Source organism: Sphingobacterium sp. LRF_L2 (assembly GCF_965644235.1).
Lineage (GTDB): Bacteria > Bacteroidota > Bacteroidia > Sphingobacteriales > Sphingobacteriaceae > Sphingobacterium.
The window spans coordinates 302512-326161 of the sequence record NZ_CBFFRI010000006.1; the positions used below are offsets into that span (position 1 = coordinate 302512).

The window sequence follows — 23650 nt, forward strand, 5'->3', positions numbered from 1 at the left end:
AAGTCACTATATTTAACCGTGAAATAAGTAAAAGATAATTATGATTCCAGTTTGGAATAATTTGTGTCAATTTTTTTTAAAAACCTATTCTCTTAAAGAATAATCATTAACCGTTGTTTCGGTTTTTACTCTAAAAGAAATGTGAGAATCTATAATATTATGCAAAGCCTTTTTTTTCGTGTTTTCCTGCTATTTTCCCTTCTCTATTTTTTAGGCTGTAAGAAAGCTCCTGTTGCTACATTTGTTGGTAATCTTCCTGTAGATTCTACATTGTACGTTGATATCTATCAGTCTTCTACGGGAAAGAATGTTGCATCAGAGTCTATTCGAAATAGAGATTTAAAAATAAAATTAGACAGTGCTTATTCTGGGATCTATACTATAGTAGTTTCATGGAATAGGGATGTAATGCGTCCTGCTGAAATGAAAAACTATGCGCGTTCGGGACGGAATGAATTGCCAAAATATTTGATGTCGGACAGCTTTTGGTTAGACGCGACGGAAACAATGCAATATGACTTGTCTATTGCGGGGGCTAAGAATCAGATTGAGCTTGAACAGGCATTATTATACGATAGCCATAAACCAAAATTGAAGGTAAGTGCTGAAGGGGATAACTTTATATTGTATCAGCGATTTGTTAAGATTTCAGCGTTGCATAGTGAGAGGATGATAGATTTGCAGGATAGCTTGAAAAAAGAACTTGTGGTAAATAATGAATTAGGTGATTTTGGAGCGGCCAAGGTTATTCATGATCAGTTAAAGGTGTTAGAGGATAAGGGCATTGCAGAAGATGTGGTTCGAGATGAAGTGAAATTTTTAATAGAGAATCGGGATAACCCTATTATACCTGCTTTATTTTGTAGCTTAGTTCATTCGCAAGAAGCGTTCAAGCTGTATCAAACTGCGTATAATATGTTTACTCCCGAAGTCAAAAAAAGTATGGCTAAGCAGATGGCACCTTATCTTAGATAACATAAAATTGCTGTCTAGATTTTGAGCAGGGGCTCCTATTCAAAAAAATTTAAACAGTCTGATTTGCCAAAATACTCAATTCTTGTGCTACGCGACCTGCGATGTCTTTGTAAGCTCCTGATACCGCTTCATCGGCGTCCAGTAAAATAGGAAAGCCATTATCTCCAGCATCAGCAATGGATTTGACCAAAGGAATTTCCCCCAAGAATGAAGTGTTATTGCTTTCTGCAAGTCTTTTCCCTCCGTCCTTACCAAAGATATAATATTTGTTATTCGGTAACTCGGCTGGCGTGAAATAAGACATGTTCTCCACAATACCCAAAATTGGAATATTGATACCTTCCATTTGGTACATACCTATACCTTTAATGGCATCTGCTAGGGCGACATGCTGCGGTGTAGTAACGATGACTGCACCCGATATTGGGTAGGATTGCGCAACCGTGATATGAATATCTCCAGTACCAGGAGGCATATCGACAACTAAATAATCCAGTTCTCCCCAGTGGGTGTCTCCAAAAAGTTGCTTAATGGCTGAAGTTGCCATAGGCCCCCGCCATGGAATGGGTTGATTGGGGTCGGTGAAGAACCCTATGGAAAGCAATTTTAAACCAAACTTTTCGATAGGTAAGATCTTGGTTTTGCCTTGTGGCATTTGTATAGACTCGGGACGTGTACCCTCTAGGCCAAACATGATGGGTAACGAAGGACCGTAGATATCTGCATCGAGAAGACCTGTTTTAGCGCCAGTCTCTGCAAGTGCGAGAGCCAAATTGCTTGCTACTGTAGATTTTCCTACACCACCTTTCCCAGAAGAAACGAGTATAATGTTCTTGATGCCTTCTAATTGTGCAGACTCGGTGCTAACAACGCGGGAGGTCATATTGATATCCACTTCGATTTCTTTGCTGATAAATAAAGCGATGGCATTCCGGCAAGCATGTTCAATATGTCCCTTTAGTGGACATGCCGGTGTGGTTAACACAACATCAAACTTTAATTTAGTGGGTAAGATTTCTATATTCTGAATCATGTTTAAGGTTACCAAATCCTTTTTTAAATCAGGCTCTTCGACATGACCCAAAGCGTGTAATACTTGTTCCTTCGTAATCATAATAACATTATCTGCTGCAAAGGTACGGATTGCTGAATATAATCTTGTCATGTGGATGTTTAAAGAAGCGCGGTACTGTGTTTTCTCTTGGAGTGAGAACGGATGTTGGCGAAGTGAAATGGGATATCTTTTGCTTTTCACGGGTGTGTGCTTGAGGTATAGCAATACTTATTTTTTGTTAAATAATGGTCATAGGAATGCGGAAATCATGTTTTTAAAAGCTCGGTTTGAAAAAAAACTTCTATTTTTAAATCGAAATAAATGAACATGAATATCATTCAAAAATTGCCATCTTTCACACCAAAGCAAAAGAGAGTTGCATGGATCTCTTCCGGAGCAGTGTTATTACTTTTATTGGTTGGGCTCGGTATTGGCTTGGCTTTGCGTGGACGTATGCTAAATCGGGCGATGGAGAAGGTGGAATCTACATTGTTGAAGCAGTATGAAGTAGAGTTTAAGGTGGAGGATTACCGTTTTACTGGACTGGCGACGGTAACTTTTAAGGGGATCGAAGTGCTTCCAAAAAAACGTGATACATTAGCAAGAATTGAATCTATGGCGGTTTCTGTACGTTTGCTGCCCTTGTTATTTGGCGAGGTGAAATTGGGAAACTTAGCACTGAAAAATGCACATGTAACGCTTGTGAAGCGTGACTCGACGAGTAACTATGATTTCTTATTTAAAAAGAAAGAGAAGGATACCTTAACTAAGCCTGAAAAGGAAGAACAGAACTATGCGGCATTGATAGATGGGCTGATGAAAAAGGTTTTCTTCAAGATTCCACGTGACATGGAACTGGAAAATTTTGAGCTGTCCTATCAGGATGATAGCCTAAAGCAACGTATTCGCTTACCAAAGGCAATAGTGGATGGTGGTGATTTTGAAACAAGTCTTTTTCTCAATGACCATGATGCGCAATGGAATTTAAGCGGGCACGTAAATCCGGATCGGCAGGAATTGCGGGTGGAGGTTTCTTCGGATAAGCAGAATGTAGAGTTTCCTCTTCTGCAGAAGAAATTTGGGTTACGTGTGAGTTTCGATAAAGTGATGTTTGACCTTGATAATGTAAAACGTCAAAGTCAGGATTCCTTAACGCTAGGAGGAAAATGGGCTTTTGAGAATTTACGTGTGCAGCATCGACGGTTGTCTGCCGATCAAATTTTATTGCCTCAGGCGACTGGAGAGGGACAAATTAATATTGGAAAGTTTGCACTGGAACTTGATCCTAAAAGTAGTATACAGGTAAAGGATTTTGTGTTTCACCCCTATGTTAAATTTATTCCAAAACCAAACCAAATTTTAAGTTTATCTGTTCACACGGGCAGATTTGAGGCGCAACATCTTTTTGATGCTATTCCTTCCGGGTTGTTTGAAACGGTTGAAGGTATTCAGGTTGATGGTGAAATAGCTTATGATTTGGATTTTTTTGTGAATTTTGACGATCCAGATAACCTGAAATTTTCATCGAAAATGGATGATAAATCGTTGCGTATTGTGAAATGGGGGAAAGCAGATATCGGTCAGATGAATAATGCTTTTGTATATAAAGCTTATGAGGATACTTTGCTGATGCGGGAAATTGTTGTTGGCCCAGCGAACCCGAAATTCACACCGCTTGCACAGGTTTCTTCCATTTTAAAAAAGACGGTCTTGAATACCGAGGATCCTTACTTTTATGAACATCATGGTTTTGAAGAAGAGGCATTTAAGCTCTCAATAGCAACGAATATCAAGGAGAAAGCATTTAAGCGTGGAGCGAGTACAATCTCGATGCAGCTTGTTAAGAATATTTTTCTGAATAGAAATAAAACGATGATGAGAAAATTCGAAGAGATTCTTTTGGTTTGGCTAATGGAGGCTTCAAAGCAGGTTAGTAAGGACCGGATGTTTGAGGTTTACCTGAATGTGATTGAATGGGGTAAGAATGTCTACGGAATAACAGAAGCTTCGTCGTATTATTTCGGAAAAACACCATCCGAATTAACGATCGGAGAGAGTCTTTATTTATCGAGTATTATTCCAAGGCCTAAGACGGGACTATCTTCGTTTGATTATACTGGTCATTTGAAACCATGGGTACAGCGGCATTTTAATACTTACGGGTATATTATGACGAAGAGACAACAGCTGAATGATGAGAGTGTTCCTGAGGCTTATGGTTTTTACTCTGTTGTACTGCAGCCGAATCTTCGGCCCCCACGTCCGCAAGGACTGGTGGATACTGCTTTTAGAGATATTGACATAGAGCAGGAAGCTATTATGAAAGAAATGGAACTAGAGGAAGCACAGCGAAAAAACTTACTGGACAGATTGTTTAATAAAGAAAAGAAACAAGAGGAGCAATAAAATGAAACATATCAAAATAGACCAACTGGACTTTGAGCTTTTTATTGACTACGAGCAGATAAAAAAGCGTATCCGTCTTATGGGTATTGATATCAGTATGAAATATGAAGCTAAGCATCCTGTTTTTGTGGGAGTCTTAAACGGTTGTTTTATGTTTATGGCTGACTTAATGAAAGAAATTCATGTTCCTTGTGAAATATCGTTTGTCAAGTTGGCTTCTTATGATGGGACTACACAAGGATCGATTCATGAGTTGCTTGGAGTTGGAATGGATCTAAAAGGACGGGAAGTGATTATCGTGGAGGATATTATAGATTCGGGTAAGTCTTTGCAACATACTATCGATGCACTGGAAAAAATGGAGGTTGCTAGTATTGCTGTGTGTGCGCTTTTGATGAAGCCGGAATGTGTGCAATATGAGTTTGATAACATTATGTATGTAGGTTTTGAAATTGAAAAGGAGTTTGTTGTGGGCTATGGTCTTGATTATAATGGCCTGTGTCGCAATCTTCCGGATATCTACAAAAATGTCAATTCAACTGGCTAGGTCTTCTGTAGGTTAACTTGTTGAAATTTATGTTTTTTTCTGTTCGCTCTTGGTGAATCTGACAAATAAGGACTCTTTTGATAAAGGGAGCAAATGTTTATTTGCCCCTTTTTACTTTGTGAAAAATCCTGTTTTTTTATTATTCTGTTTCTGGAACAGTTGCATTCCGATAGAAAAGTGTATAAGGATCTGATGGATATACAGTAGTCTCCGGATTATGCTTAAATGGAATATTCTTATCGAAAATCTCTTCTAAAGTACGTCGTAAAAAGGAGAGAAATTCTTGCTTTATTATTTCCAGATGCTCACCTTCTATAATTTCTTTCCCATTGTTAAATAACGTGCCTTCTTCGCGCATTTTGCGTGCAACGTAAAGATGTGGCTCAAGTTTTGTTCTTCCCGTAACTTCTTCAAAGACATAAGCATAAAATAGCGTCTGTACCAAAGCTTTATTGCTTGTGTTTGCTGCAAAAACATCGTCCAGCGTTTTGAAGGAGACGCTATCTCCTCCAGTTTTATAGTCTACAATCCGTGTTTTTACTTGATCATTTTTTGTCAATACTTCGTCTACTCGGTCGATAATACCGAAAATACGTATGGTTTCTTCTTTCCCTTCAATAGTGATGGGGAAGTCGAGTATGTAGTCTTTGTCGTTCTCCAATTCGATGATACGAAAAGCTTTATAATGTTCTATATCATATTCAAGATACATGTTAACATATTCACAAGCTATTTTGTGCATAATACGCTGCATGCTATTGAGCTCGTCGAGTAAATGGATATTCGTTGCATATTGCTCGCCAATCTCTCGCAGTACGAGTGTGTCAATATTTTTTTTCTTTTCTTTTAGGATATTGGTACTTGTCCAGGTATCTAAACCTTTATAGGGCTTGAGAATGGTTTCCATTACATTATGAATAACAGTACCAAGCCTGTTCATCTCAAATTCGTGAGATATGATTGGTGGCTCTTTAATCTCTGCAACGTGCTTGAGGAAAAATTGTAAAGGGGATTGCAGATAAGTTGTTAATGCGGTTGCCGATATTTTCTTTCGCTGCAGAATAAATGTTTCCCATAGGTGTTTCCATACGGCTCCATTTTTTTCGATGACCAGTTCTTCATGAGGTGGTTGGAAACTTATTGGTTGTTGTTGTGTGTGTTGTACAAAATGAAAATTACTTTCAAATTGTAATTGTTTAATAAATCTACTTTCTTCACCAGTACTGCTTTCGCTAACTAAACTGTTGAAAAAGACATGTAAACCTTCACTGTATTGAAAATGGCGGTAAAAAAGGTATGCAGAAAGTGCATCTTGATTTTCTAAAACAGGTAATCCATAAGCTATCCGCAGGCTATTGGGAAGAAAAGTCGGAGAGTTTGATGTTTTCGGTAATATACCTTCATTTGCGCCCAATATATATACACGGTCAAAATTTAAACAGCGGCTTTCTAGAAGTCCCATAATTTGTAGTCCTTTTAGGGGATCTCCTTCAATGGCTGAATTGATGGGAGCTATGGCTTTTCGTATTAACCCGATTTGAAAAAGAATGGATGTGGGACCTATGTTTTCTATACCAAGTTGCAACTGGTTGAGCACTTTTTTTGTTTCTACTAATAAGTTGCTGTCTATCTGTCGCACGCGATCTTCTTCGCCGTTGGCTATCAGCAAACAGTCTAATAGATGTGTCAGCGTGGGTATTAATTCTGTAGCTTGAAGGATACGACGGAAAAAATGAGGGTATATACTTGTACCTATACTAATATCGTTGATATCGATTTCAAATAGTTGTTTTTCTGTAATCTTATGGAGAGTCTCGGCCCGCTCCTCGCTCGATATTCTACTGAGTGGATGGTTCACAAAGGTTTCGATGTGTTGAAAGGATATCTTTTGTTTTTTCAAATGGCTAATATCTTGTTGTACTTCCATCCATAGATCGATCAACCCAAATATGGGAGACTGTGTTAAGGGGTAACCTGTTGTAATGTTAGGTGTTACATCAGGTAGGCTTTGTAAAAGAGGAACAAGTAGGCTCTCATCTGCTAATAGAATAGCAGAACTTTTTTCGTCATTTTCTTGCTCTTGAAGGATATCGTACAATAATTTCGTTTGACTGTTTTTTCCCGATGAGGCGTACAGGTGAACTTGTGAACGTCTATTGCCGATGATATTGGGGGATTCCCCTAATGCATTGACTAATCCATGGCGCTGTATATTTCGACGGATAAATAATCCCGCTTCTTGTTGTGTGTCGTCTAGATAGTATGCGTCGGCATCAAAATAGAAAAGAGCATTTTGTTCTTCTTGCCATTTTTTGAAGAGATGAACTTCAGTTTTATTTAGCGCATTGAATCCAACAAAGAGGATTTGTTGATATCGCTCAACAAAAGTTGGATTGATTACATTTCCCTCGACCAGATTGCGATAAAGAGTGGGGTAATTGAGCTGCTTTTCTTCTTGTAACTTCTGCTTGAATTTTGAGTAGAGTCTGGGGAGACGTCTCCATAATTTGAGGAAACGTTGTTGTAGGTTGGAGTGCCCCGTTATACTGAAGGATTGCCAGAATTGTCGGATGAACTGTTGCTGTTCTTGCGTAAAATGCTGAAAGGCAATATCAATTTTGGTGGTGTCGTATAACTCCATGTAGATATGTTCGATATCGACTAACTCATAGTCCAATTGTCCAAAATCACTTAATATAATTTCTGCGATTGGGTAAAACTCTTCTAGTGTTTCTGGTTCTGTTCCTTCTTCTTTCAGCATGGCGTTGTGCAGTTCGAAGAGGTAAAAGAATTGGCTGAGCTGACTGGCTTCGTTCTCTGCTGTGGATTGTTTGAAAAATTCTTGAATAGTGAAGAATTGTGGAGACCAAATTGCACGGCCGTACACCTCTGCGAGATGCTTTTTTAGGTAGGTAATAGGACGTTTGTTGTTGAAAACAATGGCAACATCAGAGAGGTCCTGTCCAAAACGCTGTTTGATATCTTCTGCTACTAAACGTAAAAATGGAGCCTGCATAACTAAAAATGAAAATTAGCGGCCTGGAGTTGTGCTCCGCCCGCTTAAAAGGTGAATTAAATGAATGGATGGATTGACTTGCATCTGTATGTTCATTATGTTACTTCTACAAGTTCATTGATTTTGGCATAATAGAGGTAGCCACTAACATTTGTGTAACCTAGATTGCTCAAAGCTTTTTTGTAGCTATCTACCTGCCATTGATGATCTGCATAGTCTCCCTTGGTAAATTTGAAATCCAGAACGATGGTTTCATCTGGACTTGTAAAAACTTTGTCGGGGCGTATGGTTTCTCCATTTTCTAAGATGATGCTGGCTTCATTCCAAATTTTGTATGAACCTGTTAGCCATTGGTTTATTTGTGGATGCTGCCAGATGCGATGTATTTCTTCCATAATAAAAGGTCTGTCATCGTTTGTCAAAATACCTTGTTCAATGTAGCTATCAACAAATGAAATAATTTCTTGTTCTTTCGAAATTTCGGACATGATCTCATGTGCGAGAATACCGTACTGTGCAGCTTTTTCTAACATCAGTATGTTGTTAATCGTACGTTTGCTGGATTTGTCGAAGGCTTTTTGTAATTCATGGGAAATGGGATAAGACTGCAGGACAATAATCCGTTCACTGAATTTCTCTTCTGGTGAATCGATGTTTTGTTTTTTTTCTTTTAGTGGTGCTGTCTCGTTTGATGGGGGAATGACATGGTCTATGTTTAGCTTGGAATTATCTAATTTGTAGCCTGATTCTTCAGTGCTTAGCGCCTGAAATAATAGATCACTGATGTATTCGTTCTTCATGTCGAATCCTGTGATTTCACCTGTTTTCCGATCGACGTTCTCTTTGAAAGACGGAGCTGATATGTAGAGGTGCTGTATGGCGCGGGTAGTAGCAACATAGAAGGTGTTTAGTGCGTCCATATAATTGAATAGCATTTCTTCATAATATTGTTTGAAAAAGATGGAATTGCCTACACTACTGTTGTATTTAATAGGGATTTTACCAAGACTGTGGAATGGGGATTCTAGGGTGTCGATCCAAAAATCGCCATTAAGCTTCCCATCTAAATCCCAGGAGCAAAATGGAATCATTACAACATCATAAGCTAAACCTTTAGATTTATGGATTGTTGTTACTTCGATAGCGTCTACTTTTCCATTGGATGGAAGAGCTGCGGTATAGCCGTCTTCTTCCCAATATTGCAAAAATTGGGTTATTCCTCGTTCTCCTGCCGCTGAGAAATTGGAAATGATATCTTTGAAAGCAAGGATGTAAGGTAGGTGAATATTGCCTTTCTCGTGGAGTCCATAGATTTCGATAAGTTGTTCTATCAAGTGGACGAGTGGTGATTGTTGTAGTTTTTTCCATTGGCTTACCAATGCTTCTGGCAGTATGTCCCGTAAGGAATCTAAATTGTTTTTTTTGAAATGGAACCAGTTGTTGTCCTCAAAGCTGCTGTGTTTTTTTAACAGTTGATATAGATAGGCCATTTTGGCACGATGGATGACATGCTTGTCGGAACTATAAACAAAGGCTTTTAGGGTCTCGAGCAATAATAGTATAGCGTCGTTTGAAGCTAATGAAAGAGCATCGCCTGAAATGACTTCGAAAGTGAGACTACTTTTGTTTTTGTAGGTCATGAGCTCTTGGATAACCTGACGGGCTTGGGCATTGCTGCGGACGAGAATGCCGATTTGTTTGGCTTCATAGCGGCCTTGGGATAGCCAATCGCCTATTTTCTCACAGAGCAATTGTAGAGACTCCTCGATGACTTGGTTTCTGCGCCAGCGGCCATCTGTGACAGGGATATATTGGATTTCGATGGATCCTTGTTTCGCGTTGTCGATTAAACGATGTTGTGGTATTTCTTGCGCACTGTTTGCATAGGCTTTGATGAGCATTTCGCTATTTCCAGAGCTTGACCACCACTCTTGAGCTTCTTCTTGTAGGTTTTCTTTCACTTTTTCGTTTAATACATCCTGTAACATCTTAGGAATAGTATGAAACAAATAGTTGTTTAGCTTTATGATATGTGGATAACTTCTGAAATTGGTGTCTAATGAGCCGTTTTCTATAAATGTTGAACGCTCTTCTGGGGCTAGATGAAATGCCTGGGAAACTTGCTCTTCTACTTGTTGCAAAAGGATGCGCCAATCTCCATTGCGCCAACGATAGATGCTTTGTTTGACGTCGCCAACGATAAGATGTTCACTGATTTTTTGTCTTGCATTGCTTAATGCATTGATAAGTAGTGGACTATAGTTTTTCCACTGTATTCTGGAGGTGTCTTGGAATTCATCAAAAAGGAAATAATTGTAACGATTGCCGATTTTTTCCCAAATGAAAGTGGGATCATTATGGTCGTCTAACCCTAATCTATTGAGTAGGATCTGGGAATCGGAAATGAGCTGCGCGCCATTGTCTTTACGCCATTGGCTCAGTAAATCGCTCATTTCTTTCAATAAACGAAGGTAGTATAGGTTATTTTGGACAGCTTGGTAGGCTATAAATGTAGGGAAGAATTTATAGAGCTCGGAAAATTGTTGGAGTACAGGGGATAGGGCATGTCGTATATCTTCACGTAGGCTTTTGTCTGCGGCTGTGAAAGCATCGTCATTTTCGGGGAGTTCTAAGAATTTTTCGAAGATTTTTTGTAGGCTACTAGAGGATTCCTTGTGGATCTTCGGGTTTATTTTACTTGCTGAAATGAGTTTATTTCTAGACTTGCCTTTGAGATCGTCTGCAGCTAGTTGAAAAATTTTGAAAGTCTGTGAAAATGTCTCTATAGCTTGACTTAGCGTGTCGAGGAAGAATTTGCTTTTTTCTTCCACATCTCTATGGAGTAAATCAAACAGGTTGTTTGCATTTGCAACGGAAAGGTGAGTATTGAATTCTTGAAAATTTTCTGTGAAAATTAATCCGGCTAGGTTTAAAAGTTGTTGCCTGTAGTTCCAATTTTCATTATTTGCTATCTTTTTTTCTGCAAATTCGATAATCCAAGTCAGAAGATCTGGTCTTTCATCAAGTAGTTGATTAAGCATAAAGGATAAGTCTTGCTTTACCTTGGCTGTATTCATCTCTATCTTGTAAGCGGCGTCGAGATTGAGCTCATAAGTGAAGCTACGTATCACTTTTTGAGAAAAACCATCAATAGTACTAATGGTAAAATGACCGTAGTTGTGGAGGATTTTACGGTAAACCTGATATGCTTTTTCTTGAATCTGCTGCGCGTTCCAATCAGGAAGTTGCTGTAGGAGAAGCCTGCGGAAATCGGCTATCTTTTGAGTTCTGCTTCCTAAGGCTAACCCTTGTAAGACACTCAAGATTCTTTCTTTCATTTCCGCTGTAGCTTTGTTCGTAAACGTAACTGCAAGGATCTCTCGATAACTGTTTTCGTTGGATAGGAGTAAGCTGATGTAGTGTAAGGTAAGACTAAAGGTTTTACCAGAGCCAGCCGAAGCTTTTAGTATTTTTAAAGGCGCAACAGAATTCATAGTGTGAAGGTAAGAAGTAATGTGTGAATGGGAAAATAGAACGAAAAGTTATAGGTATAAATTTATATCTTTGATTTAAGAATCAAATGCTGAAATTATGAAATCCTATTGTTTTTTTGGAGCTATCTTTGTCTTCCTGGTAATATCTTGTAAAGATAATGTTGTTCAACCTTTGACGGAAGAGCGGATAAGTATGATCGTGGAGACGAATGTGGAGACTGTTAATGAGGGGACGCAGTCTATGACTGTATCCGAGGAGCGGACTCATGATTTTCGCTATGATACACAAGGACGACTGTCTAAGGTAGGCGATAAAGTATTTATTTACGGGAGTGATGGTCGAGTTGCGTATACGCGTCAAGCACATGAAAGTGAGGATGCAGTGTCTGCCTATATTTACGTAGAGAAGTTACGCTATATTTGGGATAATCAAGGTCGTCTTAAAGAAATTGTTATTGATTCTCTCCTTCAAGAGTCAAAAAGTTTCATCTCAGAGGAAAACAGATGGAAGAGCGTTCATAGAGAATTAAAGACAGATGGGACTTTGACGACTTTCAACTATACTGGCAGTAGTGATTTACCTGCAACAGTTCGCTATAGAAAGTTGAAAGTTGCAGCTCCCTATTCTGTTGGTTTATCTGGTCTTGTATTAGGTCCGGAGGAGGTGTTAACTTACGAATACGATGGAGATCAGGTTCATCGTATAAAGAGTGTTTTGAATACAGGAAATTACTCATCTTCTCTTGGAGATATTCTTAGTGGAGAGCTATTAACTACTTTTCAGTTTTTGCAATATGAAGACACACCGAATCCTCTTTTTAAAATTTATCAGGCTATAGGTTTTCATCCTTATAGATCTGAAGAGGTTGTTTCTCGTTATTTACCTCATAATGTGCAGTTACAAGCATTCATGGGAGAGTACAATCAGACGGTAATTCCTGACTGGGATAATAGTGTGGAAGTTCATGTGGTAACCAATGCAGATGGTAACCCTACAGAATTCAGTTATGGTTTACAGTCTCTTGATGGCTCAATTTTTAAAGGGCATCTTACTAAAATTGTTTATGAATAGTTAGCTCTCCCTGTAATATTCAGGGGCTTAACTCGTTTTGCGTTTTATTTTTTCATTTTAATTGTTATCTTTGCATCCCCTCTTGTACGAAGCACGGGGGATATGTTGAATACATAAAATTATTTAAAACATGGCAACTAAAATTAGATTGCAAAGACATGGTAAAAAAGGGAAACCTTTCTACCACGTAGTAGTAGCAGATTCACGTGCTCCACGTGATGGTAAATTTATCGATCGTATTGGTTCTTACAACCCAAACACAAATCCAGCAACTATCGTTTTGGATTTTGAAAAAGCTTTGGATTGGGTGAACAAAGGTGCACAACCTACAGATACGGCTCGTACTATCCTTTCTGCTAAAGGTGTTCTTTACAAAAAACACTTGCAAGGTGGTGTGAAAAAAGGTGCTTTTGATGATGCTAAAGCGGAAGAACTATTTGCTAAATGGTCTGAAGGTAATGATGCAAAAATTGAAGGTAAAAAATCTGGTTTAGCACAAACAAAAGAGGAAGCTAAAAAATCTGCTCTTGCTGCTGAAGCAAAGAAAAATGCAGATAAGGCTGCTGCTGTTGCTGCTAAAAATGCACCAGTTGCTGAGGCTCCTGCTGAAGAAGCTGAAGCTCCTGCATCAGAAGAAACTGAAGGATAAATACTATTCATACAGATTCAAGAAAGCCGAGTCCTTAACGATTCGGCTTTTTTCATAAAATAGGAATGAGAACCTTGCTCGAATATTTTTAATTTTCATTTTTTAATTTGCGGTATGAATTTATCGGATACATTTTATATTGGATATGTTACTAAGACACGCGGACTAAAGGGGGAGCTTCAGCTTTTCTTTGAATTCGAGGATTACATGGATTTGGATTTTGATGTGCTTTTTCTTGAAGTAAATAAGAAATTGGTGCCATATTTTGTTGATTCTATTAAGCTTCAAAAGAATAGTACGGCTTATCTAAATCTTGAAGATGTAGACCATATTGATAAAGCACAACCATTGGTGAAAAGGAAAGTTTATTTGCCTAATGATAAGATGCCTGAACGTGATCCTGATGATTTTCGTTACACGGATTTGGTGGGCTTCTTGGTAATTGATGAACACGAAGGTGAATTGGGGGAAATCACGAATGTACAGGAGCTTCCTCAACAGTTTATTGCTACAGTGGACTTTCAAGGAAAGGAATTGTTGTTTCCTTTAAATGAGGAACTTATACTGGATATTGATATGGAGGAAGAAATAATCGAGGTGGAGTTGCCTGAAGGACTGGTTGATCTGTATCGCGAGGTGTAGCTTAGAAAGGGCTTCGATATATCGGTGTCGCAGGATATCCTGAGAAACATTTTGAGGTGCCGAATTTTAAATGCTTGAAGAATAAGGTTGAGATGGGGGCAGAGTTTACCGTGACACAGATGCTTGTAAAGCCAGTACTGAGGTGCGACAGGTGGGCGAAGCATGGGGGGCACCAGTGTCAGGAATTGATTAAGCTTGGAGCTCCGATACCGCATTTTACACAATGAGTAATCTGATCCAACAAAAAAAATGTGTAGCGTTTGGCATTGTTTCCAATTCAACATAATATTTTAAGAGAATACGTACGCTTGGTTGCGTGTGATAGAAGTTTCTTGTATGAAAAAGGGGCAATGAATATTTCATTGCCCCTTTGCTATGTTAAGAGAGAGCTCTTATGATTTTTTTACTTCTTTTGCCCAGGAATCTTTCAACGTCACTGTTCTGTTGAAGACTAATTTGTCTGCTGTGGATTTGCTGTCTAGGGTGAAATAGCCTAAACGAATAAATTGATATCCTTGTGTCGTTGTGTCCTTTGATAAACTTGGCTCAATGTAGGCGTTTTGAATAATTTTTAAGCTATCTGGATTTATAGACTGTTTGAAATCTTCTGCAGCGGCAGGGTTTTCATCGTTGAAAAGCCTATCATAGAGTCTCACTTCTGCTTGTTGAGCATGAGATACTGATACCCAATGGATCGTGCCTTTTACTTTTAAACCGGAAGTGTCTTCGCCTGATTTTGAATTTGGAATGTAAGTACAATGTATTTCTGTTACTTGACCGCTTTCATTTTTCACGAAATCGTGACAGGTTACAATATAGGCGTGCTTTAAACGTACAGATAATCCAGGACCTAAACGGAAAAACTTCTTTGGAGCGTCTTCCATGAAGTCGTCACGCTCTATCCATAATTCTTTACTAAATGGAATGGTTCTTGAACCGTCGCCTCCTTCAACCTCTGGATTATTTTCACCATGAAGTTCTTCGGTTTGCTCATCAGGATAATTGGTGATAATCAACTTGATCGGGTCAAGTACCGCCATCCGACGCCAAGCTGTGTGATTGAGATCTTCACGTATGCAAAACTCAAGTAAACTGACATCAATCATGTTTTCCCGTTTTTGTACACCAATACGGTCGCAGAAGTTACGGATGGACGCTGCTGTATAGCCTCTACGTCTCAATCCGGAGATAGTTGGCATACGTGGATCATCCCAGCTTTCTACATAACCTTCATTGACTAGCTGCAATAACTTCCGCTTACTCATTACAGTATAGGAAAGATTCAATCTGGCAAATTCGTATTGCTTGGAAGGAAAAATTTCTAATTTATTAATACACCAATCGTATAATGGACGATGCGGTATAAATTCTAATGTGCAAATAGAGTGTGTGATCTTTTCTATGGAGTCTGATTGTCCATGGGCAAAATCATACATTGGATAAATACACCATCTGTCTCCTGTACGGTGATGATGTGCATGTTTAATTCGGTATAGCAAAGGATCTCGAAGGTGCATGTTCGGATTGGCTAAGTCAATCTTTGCACGAAGTACTTTCTCACCATCTTTGTATTTACCAGAACGCATTTCCTGAAATAAAGTTAAGTTCTCTTCAATAGAACGACTACGGTAAGGTGTTGGCACTCCAGCCTCTGTTGGTGTTCCTTTTGCGGCTGCAATTTCTTCGGCAGTACTGTCATCAACATAGGCCAGATCTTTTTTTATAAGCTCTACAGCATATGAATATAATGTTTCGAAATAGTCTGAAGTATAAAGTTCTTCTGCCCATTGAAAACCTAACCACTGTATATCTTGCTTGATACTTTCTACATATTCTGTATCTTCTGTTACAGGATTTGTGTCATCAAAACGAAGATTGGTTTTGCCGTTGTACTTCTGTCCCAAGCCAAAATTTAAACAAATGGATTTGGCGTGCCCGATATGTAAATATCCATTTGGCTCAGGAGGAAAACGTGTCAACACGCGGCCATCATGTTTTCCTGAACGAAGATCTTCTTCAATAATCTCCTCGATAAAATTCAGTGGTTTTTCTTCATTTAACATGATACAAAGTTAATTATTTATGGTTGATATCGGATGTGCTGTTCTCAAAATTAATACGATGCTTCGATATGGTTTTTTGTCTTTTATTTTTAATCATTACGCTGCCTATGGGGTTCTTAGAATTGTGTATTTTAGTTGACGATAGTTTTCTTTTAAAAAAATGAGGTATATAGTTTTAAGCTTATTATTTGTGTTTCTAGAGTTTCCTTGCATGGCGCAGAAGAAGCAGAAACCACAAGTATTGGTTTACGGTTCTGGAATGTTAGCCTTTTCCGCTGCGGTACAGTCTGCGCGGTCAAATGTGCCTACTCTTTGGGTCGTTGAGACAGATACGTTGGTTCCTGAATTTTCTACCAAACAGATTACTGTGGAGGAGCATGCTGGACTTGACGGCGGAATTTGGTTAGAAATTTTAATGGATATGGCTTTGTCAAAAAGTCGAGACGATTCTTTGGCTTTGGTGGTAAAGAAAGATATGAGCCCGCGTTTATTTTTAAATGCATTAGATAAAATTTTGCATAACTGTCCGCAGCTGACAGTATGTAGAGGACAGAAACTCATTAGCTTAAAAGCTGATAAATCCAATTGGGCGGCGGTGTTAGCTAATAAGGAGAAGTTTGAATTTCGTGCTGTAGTGGATGCTTCGAAGGGGGGAGATCTCAGAACTAAATTTGTTTCTTCACCACTCCATGTAGGAGAAATCTTTCCGATTGAAGCGATCTCTATACGGGAATTGCGTGGTTTAGTGGTTTCTGGTGTGATGAACGATGGATTGTATGCTGTGACGTTAAAACAATTGCTTTCAGGAGAACATGCTGGTTTTTTTAGTCCGATCATGGCTCAAAATATGTTAAAAGAAGAAACCGAGGCTGTGGTTATTCAGTCTGCGATGGGGCAAGCATTGGGGGCGACGGCGGCTTATGTATCATTTTTTAAAACCACAAGTGAGAAAATAGATGTCCGAAAATTGCAGATGGAATTGATGACGTATGGCATGCGTATTATGCCTTATCAGGATGTCTCTTTAAAGGATAAAAACTTTTATGCATTGCAACGTTTTGGTTTATCGGGTATTTTAGCGATGGACGTTAGAGCAGGTAGATGTGTTTTTGATAAATATGAAAAAGTAAAGATGAAGGATGTACAACCTGTCTTCAACCGGTTGTATTCGAGAAGTCAACTTTGGTTTGCGGATAATAATCCTGAACATTTGATTTGGAGTGATTTTTTAGCGCTTATCAAGTTTGTTGGCTTGAGAGGAAACGAAATAGATCGAGAAATTGAAAGGGATTGGTCTTCAAAGTTTGGTTTTGAAGGAAGCTTTGATGTGAAACAATATGTGAGTCGATATGAGTTTGCCGTCATATTAGATCGCTATGCAAGCCCTTTTTTAAAGAGCGTCAGCCAAAATGGAGAGTTTATAAATTAATAAGGTTACCACCAGTGCTTTGGAGGTAACCTTATTCTCTGGAGAGGTATAGTTTACTATTGAAAAGCAAATACTTTTCCTAAGCTATCATTTGAAGTGAATGTATTCTCCAGATTGATTAATTCACCCGTGCCAATGTTGATAACCATCCCGTGTACCGCCAAATCTTGCTCGTTTTTCCATGCATTTTGAACGATAGAGGTGGTGCATAAATTGAATACTTGTTCTTGCACATTCAATTCGATCAAGCGGTTTACTTTCGCTTCATGGTCTCCGATGGCATCGATCTCTTGTGCGTGTAATCTGTAAACATCTTTGATATGAGCTAACCAGTTATCGATAATTCCAAATTGTTTGCCGCTTAGGGAAGCTGCAACGCCTCCACATCCGTAATGTCCTGCAACGATGATATGCTTCACTTTTAGTACGTTGACGGCATAGTCCAACACCGATAGTAAGCTCATATCGGAATGTACACACATATTTGCAATATTGCGATGAACAAAGACTTCACCGGGTTTTCTGCCTGTGATTTCATTTGCTGGTACACGACTATCTGCGCAACCAATCCATAAGATTTCTGGATTTTGACCTTTTGCAAGTTGTTGAAAACGACCTGTAGTGTCATTTTTTACAAATTCACACCAATCTTTATTACCGTCTAATATTTTTTGAAATCCTAATTCTAGTTCCTTATTTCCCATTTTTTCTTTTTTGTAATAGCAGAGTTGTGCTGCCAAGTTAATGTATTTATTATTTTCTAATCAATTATTTTTTGTAGGTGATGGATTCCAGTTCAATATCGATTCCTTTGCTTACGGCATTCATTTCAAAATCCTTTAACACCTCAATAACATCTTTGTCGATAAACTTACTGTGTTTTCCATCAATACGGATAGCCTCAACGTTTTTCGGAAGGCTATATAATTTTTGTTGGATTGGAACCTTGTTTAAAAATGAAACTTCTTCCGCCAACGTCATGATAACAATTTTTTCGCCATTTTGTTCCCGGATTTCCATCTTGAATGCATTTTGCATATTGGCTCTAATGATATAAAATATTGCAACTAAAATGCCTATCCCTACGCCCATAAGTAAGTCGGTGAAGACTACTGCCAAAATGGTGACAAAGAAGGGGACAAATTGATCTAAGCCTTTGCGAAGCATTTCTTTGAACAGTGTTGGTTTTGCTAATTTATAACCTGTATGTAAGAGAATGGCTGCAAGACAGGACAGCGGAATTAAATTGATGAGGGATGGTATAGCCAATAGAGCGACTAAAAGCCACATACCGTGCAACATAGCTGATTGTCGCGTTCTTCCTCCTGCTTGTACGTTTGCTGATGAACGTACAATGACAGAGGTCATTGGTAGACCGCCTAAAAAGCCGCTGGTAACATTCCCTATTCCTTGTGCGATAAGTTCGCGATTTGTAGGTGTATTTCTTTTAAATGGATCTAACTTGTCGATGGCTTCTATACTAAGTAGTGTTTCCAAACTGGCAATAATTGCGATAGTGATGGACACAATCCACACGTCTTTATTTAAAATCTGAGAGAAGTCTGGAAAAGCGAATAAATTGGTGAATTCGTTAAAGGAATTCACAACAGGTATGACTACAAAATGACTGGGAGTCAGTGTTATTTCCGATCCTTGAAAAGCGAATGCCAATGCGATTCCGATAGCAACAACCATTAGAGGAGCTGGGATTTTATTAGCTCCTTTTATTTTTGGCCAATAAATTAAGATGACTAAAGATAACAGGCAGATCAGGGTTGCCCCCCAATTGATACTCGAGAGTATGGTGTCGTGAAAGGACGCTATTCCTCCTCCATTATCAATTTCAAAAGCATGTGATTCCGTCATTCCAAAAGCTAAAGGTATTTGTTTTAAGATTATGGTTATACCAATCGCAGCCAGCATGCCTAATATAACGGCCGAGGGAAAGTAGTTTCCGATCATGCCTGCTTTGATAATACCTAATATCAGTTGGATAATCCCCGCGATAACAACAGCGAGTAAAAATGTTTCATAGGCGCCGAGTTTCTCAATGGCTCCTAATACGATAACGGTCAAACCGGCTGCGGGTCCACTCACGCTTAATGGTGATTTACTGATCGAGGCGACTACTAAACCACCGATTACACCTGTAACTATCCCTGCAAATAATGGCGCTCCTGATGCCATTGCAATACCCAGACATAGTGGCAGCGCTACTAGGAACACCACAACACTCGCTGGAAAATCATATTTTAAGTCTCTTTTCGATAATTTAAGAAAAGCAGACGTACGAGTTCCTAACATAATACTAGAATTAAATTGTCCGTTATTCGATTTTAACTTCACAATTTGTGAACGTGAAACTCTATTGAAAATAGGCTTCAGAAATACGTTGATATAATTTTTAAGCGTTAGGAGGCGGGGTGGGTACAGAAGGATGATACGCTCGTATCGATTTTTCGTCTTTTAAATATCTTCGCTGTTTCGCGTTGTTTTCCAAAATACTACAGAAGAAGCAATAGTCTGAAGAGCTGAGGCTGAAGAACTTCGAACCAGTCTCATGATGATCTTCGCATGGGTTATTACCCTTAGCATTGTTTTCAATTTCGAGCTGCAGGACAACTTGGAGGATGGTGCCTTTGTCTAAGACATCTATAAATATAGGTGTAGCGGCAATGAGCATCTTTATAAAAAAGATGGCAAAGCACACTTTAGCAGCCAATATTTGTGTAATCTTATTTAACACGCTTTTTTGTTCTTGTCTAACTCAAAAATACAATTTTTTCTTTGGAAATTGATGCGTAATCTCTTTTGAAAAGTTATTTTTTTATTAAATCGCAATATATTCTTATATTTAGTTGGAATTGTTACAATTGTATGTCATTTTTATTATAATCCTCTAATTACTTACTTATGGATGCCAAGCAACAAGAATTTGTGGATAAAATAACAGCGTCGTATAGTCCTAAAGGTGCTTCTATTCAACTCGGAGCCGGGATATTGAATGGTCATATCATTACCGAAGCGAAGGTTAATCTTGCACTGAAAATGATGAATCGACATGGGCTTATTGCGGGTGCTACCGGTACAGGAAAAACACGAACATTACAGTTGATTGCTGAGCAGCTTTCTGATGCAGCGGTTTCGGTGTTTATGTTGGATGTTAAGGGGGATTTGTCAGGTTTGGCTGAGTCTGGAAAAGTTAATGACGCATTGATTGAAAGAGGTAACGCAGTAGGCATTCCTTTCGAAGCGTCGGCTTTTCCAGTGGAGATTTTTTCACTAAGTGGTAAGCTTGGTGCTGCGATGCGTATTAAGGTTGAAGATTTTGGTCCGATTCTTCTTTCTCGTGTATTGGGGCTTAATGAAACGCAGGAAGGAGTCCTAGCAGCATTGTTTAAGTATGCTGCGGATCAGGAATGGCCTATAGTCGATTTGATGGATCTGAAACGAACGTTGTCTTATTTGGCTGAGGGACCTGGTGCGGCAGAGATAAAAGATGACTATGGGAAAATTAGTACAGCGACGGCTGGAACTATTTTGAGAAAGATAGTGGCAGTGGAACAACAGGGAATGGCTCATATATTCGGTGAGAAAGAGTTTGATGTGGATGATTTGTTTAATAAGTTGGACGGGCGTGGAGTGATTACCTTGTTAAATATTGCTGATGTCCAGGATCAGCCGTTACTCTATTCAACTTTTTTATTAAGTATGCTTATGCAGTTGTTTAAGCGCTTGCCTGAGGTGGGAGATTTGGAAAAACCTAAGCTGGTTTTCTTTTTTGATGAAGCTCATCTATTATTTAATGGTGCTTCAAAAGCGTTCCTTTCACAAATTGAACAGATTGTCCGTTTAATCCGTTCGAAGGGTGTTGGTGTGTTTTTTTGTACACAGGCAGCCACGGATATTCCCGAATCTGTGTTAGGGCAGCTTGGAAATCGTATACAACATGCATTGAGAGCATTTACGCCGAATGATGCAGAAAATTTACGTAAAACGGTAAAGACTTATCCGCATTCTCCTTTTTATGAAATTGATAAGGTGCTGACTTCGTTGGGTACTGGGCAGGCCTTAGTGACAGTGTTAAATGAGAAGGGTATTCCCACGGAGGTCGTTGCAACACATTTGGTTCCTGCTAGGGCTATGATGGGGCCCGCTTCTTCTCTTGTGTATGATGCTACTGTGAAGAACTCAGAATTTTACGACAAATATCAACAACGTATTGAACGGTATAGTGCAGCGGAAATAGTAGACGAAAAACTTCGGCATGTGGAGACACAAAAGGCCGAGGAGTTAGAGAAGAAGGAACTGCAAAAAGCGAAGTCGGCAGGAACAGTCCGAACCTCTAGACAGACTCCTCTGGAGGCTGCACAGACGCAGGCTTCTAGAACTTTGGCACGTGAAGGTGTTAAACTGTTGGGGAAAATCGCTTCGGGAATCCTTAATGCGATGTTTAAAAAGAAATAAATAATATTTCTATCTTTGCCCTGCTTAATATGATATTGGTTCTAACAAGATAGATAATGAGTAAACCCACCTTATTAATTCTCGCTGCGGGAATGGCAAGCAGATATGGATCCTTAAAGCAAATGGACACTTTTGGACCACATGGTGAAACTATCATTGATTATTCTATCTTTGATGCTATCCAGGCGGGCTTTGGTAAAGTTGTGTTTATTATTCGTGAGGAGTTTTTAGATAAAATGCGTGAGGCATTTGATTTGAAACTCGCTGGCAAAATCGAAGTGGATTACGCGTTTCAAAATTTTGATTTGACAAAGTTTGGTATTGATAAGGTTGTGGAAAGGGTGAAACCCTGGGGAACTGCTCATGCTGTAATGAGTGCGAAAGATAAAGTGGGAGAAGCTTTCTGTGTTATTAATGCTGATGATTTTTATGGTAAAGACTCCTTTGAGAAAATGGCCAGTTTCCTTACGAACGAGGTCTCTGATGATAAGATGTCTTTAATGGGATTTCAGGTAGGAAACACGATGTCAGATTACGGTTATGTTTCTCGTGGAGTTTGTGAGGTTGATGAACAGGGGCATATGGAATCTGTGACAGAAAGAACCAATATTTACTATGTGGATCAGGCTGATGGTACAAAAGAGATTGTTTTCGAGGAGGATGGTGTTCAACATACTTTGTCCCCTGAAACTCGAGTGTCTATGAATTTTTGGGGATTCACTCCGCGTATATTTGAGATTGCAGAAGCTATGTTTAAGGATTTTGTAGCGGAAAATGAGGGAAATCCTAAATCTGAATTTTATATTCCCTCTGTGCCTGATTATATGGTGAAGCATAAAATAGCGGATTTCCGGGTGATCCCTACCTCGTCTAAGTGGTTTGGAGTAACATACAAAGAAGATAAACCCATTGTACAGGAATCTATTTTGAAATTGGTTGAACAAGGGGTTTATCCAGAGAAGTTATTTTAATTTTTGATACGGATTGTAGAGGCTGTCTTCCATTGTTTGCGATGTTAAATAGTGGAAGACAGCTTTTTTTGCTAATATTTTATGGGAGTAACAGTAAAAAAAATGATCGTGTGGGTAGGATATTTTCTTTTGGGCTTGCTTCTGTTTGTTTTGCTTTATTTTTCGGCTGATTTTATCCTATCTCGTATTCCATCGACTAACTCCTCAATGGAGTATGCAAAGGATGGTGTTAAGGTGTATATTTTATCGAATGGTGTTCATACGGATGTGGTATTGCCTGTCAGGAATGATCAGATTGTTTGGAGCGATATTTTTCCCTATGAAGCAACGAAAGGAAATGATAGTATTCAGAACTGGGTAGCCATCGGTTGGGGTGATAAAGGATTTTATCTTCATACGCCTGAATGGAAAGATTTGAAGCTTAAGACTGCATTGGTTGCTGGGTTGGGAATTGGTGAAACGGCATTGCATGTCACTTATTATAAACAGATGTTTGAAGGAGAATATTGCAGAGAAACGCGTATTACGCCTGCTCAATATAAACGATTGATTGATTATGTACTTCAAAGTTTGGAAAAGGATAGTCTTGGTCGTGCAATCCTAATATCGACAGATGCACAGTATAATGACGATGATGCATTTTATGAAGCGGTTGGCGCTTATAGTTTATTCTTTTCATGTAATACATGGACGAATAATGCATTAAAGCGTGCGAATATGCCTTCGGGAATATGGACGGTATTTGATAAAGGAATATTGCGCTATTATAAATAATCAGAGAATATATAGCTTGTTTTAAAAAAATGTTATAAAATAAAAGCCCGAAGTTTTAACCTTCGGGCTTTCTTATGGTAGGAATTTGTAT

The 23650-nt window shown here is 38.9% G+C and carries 17 protein-coding genes and 1 pseudogene; 11 read left to right on the plus strand and 7 right to left on the minus strand.

The features are described 5' to 3' along the window. The first annotated feature begins 159 nt into the window (after positions 1–159). Positions 160–975, plus strand: coding sequence for a hypothetical protein (locus ACSZOX_RS14070; RefSeq protein WP_437920686.1), 816 nt, complete (start codon positions 160–162; stop codon positions 973–975). 49 nt (positions 976–1024) lie between these two features. On the opposite strand, the gene ACSZOX_RS14075 is transcribed toward ACSZOX_RS14070, so the two are convergent. Further along, entirely contained in the window at positions 1025–2089 is a 1065-nt protein-coding gene (locus ACSZOX_RS14075; RefSeq protein ID WP_437920811.1) for an Mrp/NBP35 family ATP-binding protein, read from the minus strand. A gap of 267 nt (positions 2090–2356) precedes the next feature. On the opposite strand from ACSZOX_RS14075, the gene ACSZOX_RS14080 reads away from it, so the two are divergent. Next, complete coding sequence (locus ACSZOX_RS14080) at positions 2357–4435, plus strand: transglycosylase domain-containing protein (protein ID WP_437920687.1); 2079 nt, start codon at positions 2357–2359, stop codon at positions 4433–4435. 1 nt (position 4436) lies between these two features. Further along, positions 4437–4982 carry a hypoxanthine phosphoribosyltransferase gene (gene hpt / locus ACSZOX_RS14085; RefSeq protein WP_437920688.1) on the plus strand — a complete coding sequence of 182 codons (546 nt, stop codon included), beginning with the start codon at positions 4437–4439 and terminating at the stop codon, positions 4980–4982. Between the two features lie 139 nt (positions 4983–5121). Here hpt and ACSZOX_RS14090 read toward each other — a convergent pair whose 3' ends face one another. After that, positions 5122–7998 carry a PD-(D/E)XK nuclease family protein gene (locus ACSZOX_RS14090; RefSeq protein ID WP_437920689.1) on the minus strand — a complete coding sequence of 959 codons (2877 nt, stop codon included), beginning with the start codon at positions 7996–7998 and terminating at the stop codon, positions 5122–5124. Positions 7999–8093: 95 nt separating this feature from the next. Beyond that, positions 8094–11492, minus strand: coding sequence for a UvrD-helicase domain-containing protein (locus ACSZOX_RS14095; protein ID WP_437920691.1), 3399 nt, complete (start codon positions 11490–11492; stop codon positions 8094–8096). 97 nt (positions 11493–11589) lie between these two features. Between ACSZOX_RS14095 and ACSZOX_RS14100 the strand changes: the two genes are divergently transcribed. The 4 genes and pseudogenes from ACSZOX_RS14100 to ACSZOX_RS14115 all read left to right on the plus strand — a co-directional run. Continuing rightward, a complete protein-coding gene (locus ACSZOX_RS14100; RefSeq protein WP_437920692.1) occupies positions 11590–12564 on the plus strand; it encodes a hypothetical protein in 975 nt (324 codons plus the stop codon). A gap of 130 nt (positions 12565–12694) precedes the next feature. Beyond that, positions 12695–13213: a 30S ribosomal protein S16 gene (locus ACSZOX_RS14105; RefSeq protein ID WP_437920693.1), complete on the plus strand. Its 519-nt coding sequence runs from the start codon at positions 12695–12697 to the stop codon at positions 13211–13213. 114 nt (positions 13214–13327) lie between these two features. Beyond that, complete coding sequence (rimM, locus tag ACSZOX_RS14110) at positions 13328–13855, plus strand: ribosome maturation factor RimM (RefSeq protein WP_437920694.1); 528 nt, start codon at positions 13328–13330, stop codon at positions 13853–13855. Between the two features lie 20 nt (positions 13856–13875). Beyond that, positions 13876–13977: pseudogene (locus tag ACSZOX_RS14115) on the plus strand (methylenetetrahydrofolate reductase); the annotation flags it as partial. Between the two features lie 270 nt (positions 13978–14247). On the opposite strand, the gene ACSZOX_RS14120 reads toward ACSZOX_RS14115, so the two are convergent. Continuing rightward, entirely contained in the window at positions 14248–15918 is a 1671-nt protein-coding gene (locus tag ACSZOX_RS14120; protein ID WP_437920695.1) for a glutamine--tRNA ligase/YqeY domain fusion protein, read from the minus strand. A 160-nt stretch (positions 15919–16078) separates the two neighbouring features. On the opposite strand from ACSZOX_RS14120, the gene ACSZOX_RS14125 reads away from it, so the two are divergent. Continuing rightward, a complete protein-coding gene (locus tag ACSZOX_RS14125; protein WP_437920696.1) occupies positions 16079–17347 on the plus strand; it encodes a hypothetical protein in 1269 nt (422 codons plus the stop codon). A gap of 56 nt (positions 17348–17403) precedes the next feature. Here the strand turns inward: ACSZOX_RS14125 and ACSZOX_RS14130 are convergent, their stop codons facing one another. The 3 genes from ACSZOX_RS14130 to ACSZOX_RS14140 form a co-directional block, all read right to left on the minus strand. Continuing rightward, the gene (locus tag ACSZOX_RS14130; RefSeq protein ID WP_437920697.1) at positions 17404–18051 is read right to left on the minus strand and encodes a carbonic anhydrase; all 648 of its coding nucleotides are present in this window, start codon (positions 18049–18051) and stop codon (positions 17404–17406) included. Between the two features lie 64 nt (positions 18052–18115). Next, a complete protein-coding gene (locus ACSZOX_RS14135; protein ID WP_437920698.1) occupies positions 18116–19651 on the minus strand; it encodes a SulP family inorganic anion transporter in 1536 nt (511 codons plus the stop codon). Between the two features lie 100 nt (positions 19652–19751). Continuing rightward, entirely contained in the window at positions 19752–20093 is a 342-nt protein-coding gene (locus ACSZOX_RS14140) for a hypothetical protein (protein ID WP_437920699.1), read from the minus strand. A gap of 167 nt (positions 20094–20260) precedes the next feature. Between ACSZOX_RS14140 and ACSZOX_RS14145 the strand changes: the two genes are divergently transcribed. The 3 genes from ACSZOX_RS14145 to ACSZOX_RS14155 all read left to right on the plus strand — a co-directional run bounded on the left by ACSZOX_RS14145 (position 20261) and on the right by ACSZOX_RS14155 (position 23559). Next, the gene (locus tag ACSZOX_RS14145; RefSeq protein ID WP_437920700.1) at positions 20261–21814 is read left to right on the plus strand and encodes a helicase HerA-like domain-containing protein; all 1554 of its coding nucleotides are present in this window, start codon (positions 20261–20263) and stop codon (positions 21812–21814) included. A gap of 56 nt (positions 21815–21870) precedes the next feature. Then, positions 21871–22785, plus strand: coding sequence for a nucleotidyltransferase family protein (locus ACSZOX_RS14150; RefSeq protein ID WP_437920701.1), 915 nt, complete (start codon positions 21871–21873; stop codon positions 22783–22785). A gap of 81 nt (positions 22786–22866) precedes the next feature. Next, positions 22867–23559 carry a TIGR02117 family protein gene (locus ACSZOX_RS14155; RefSeq protein ID WP_437920702.1) on the plus strand — a complete coding sequence of 231 codons (693 nt, stop codon included), beginning with the start codon at positions 22867–22869 and terminating at the stop codon, positions 23557–23559. Positions 23560–23650 lie beyond the last annotated feature (91 nt).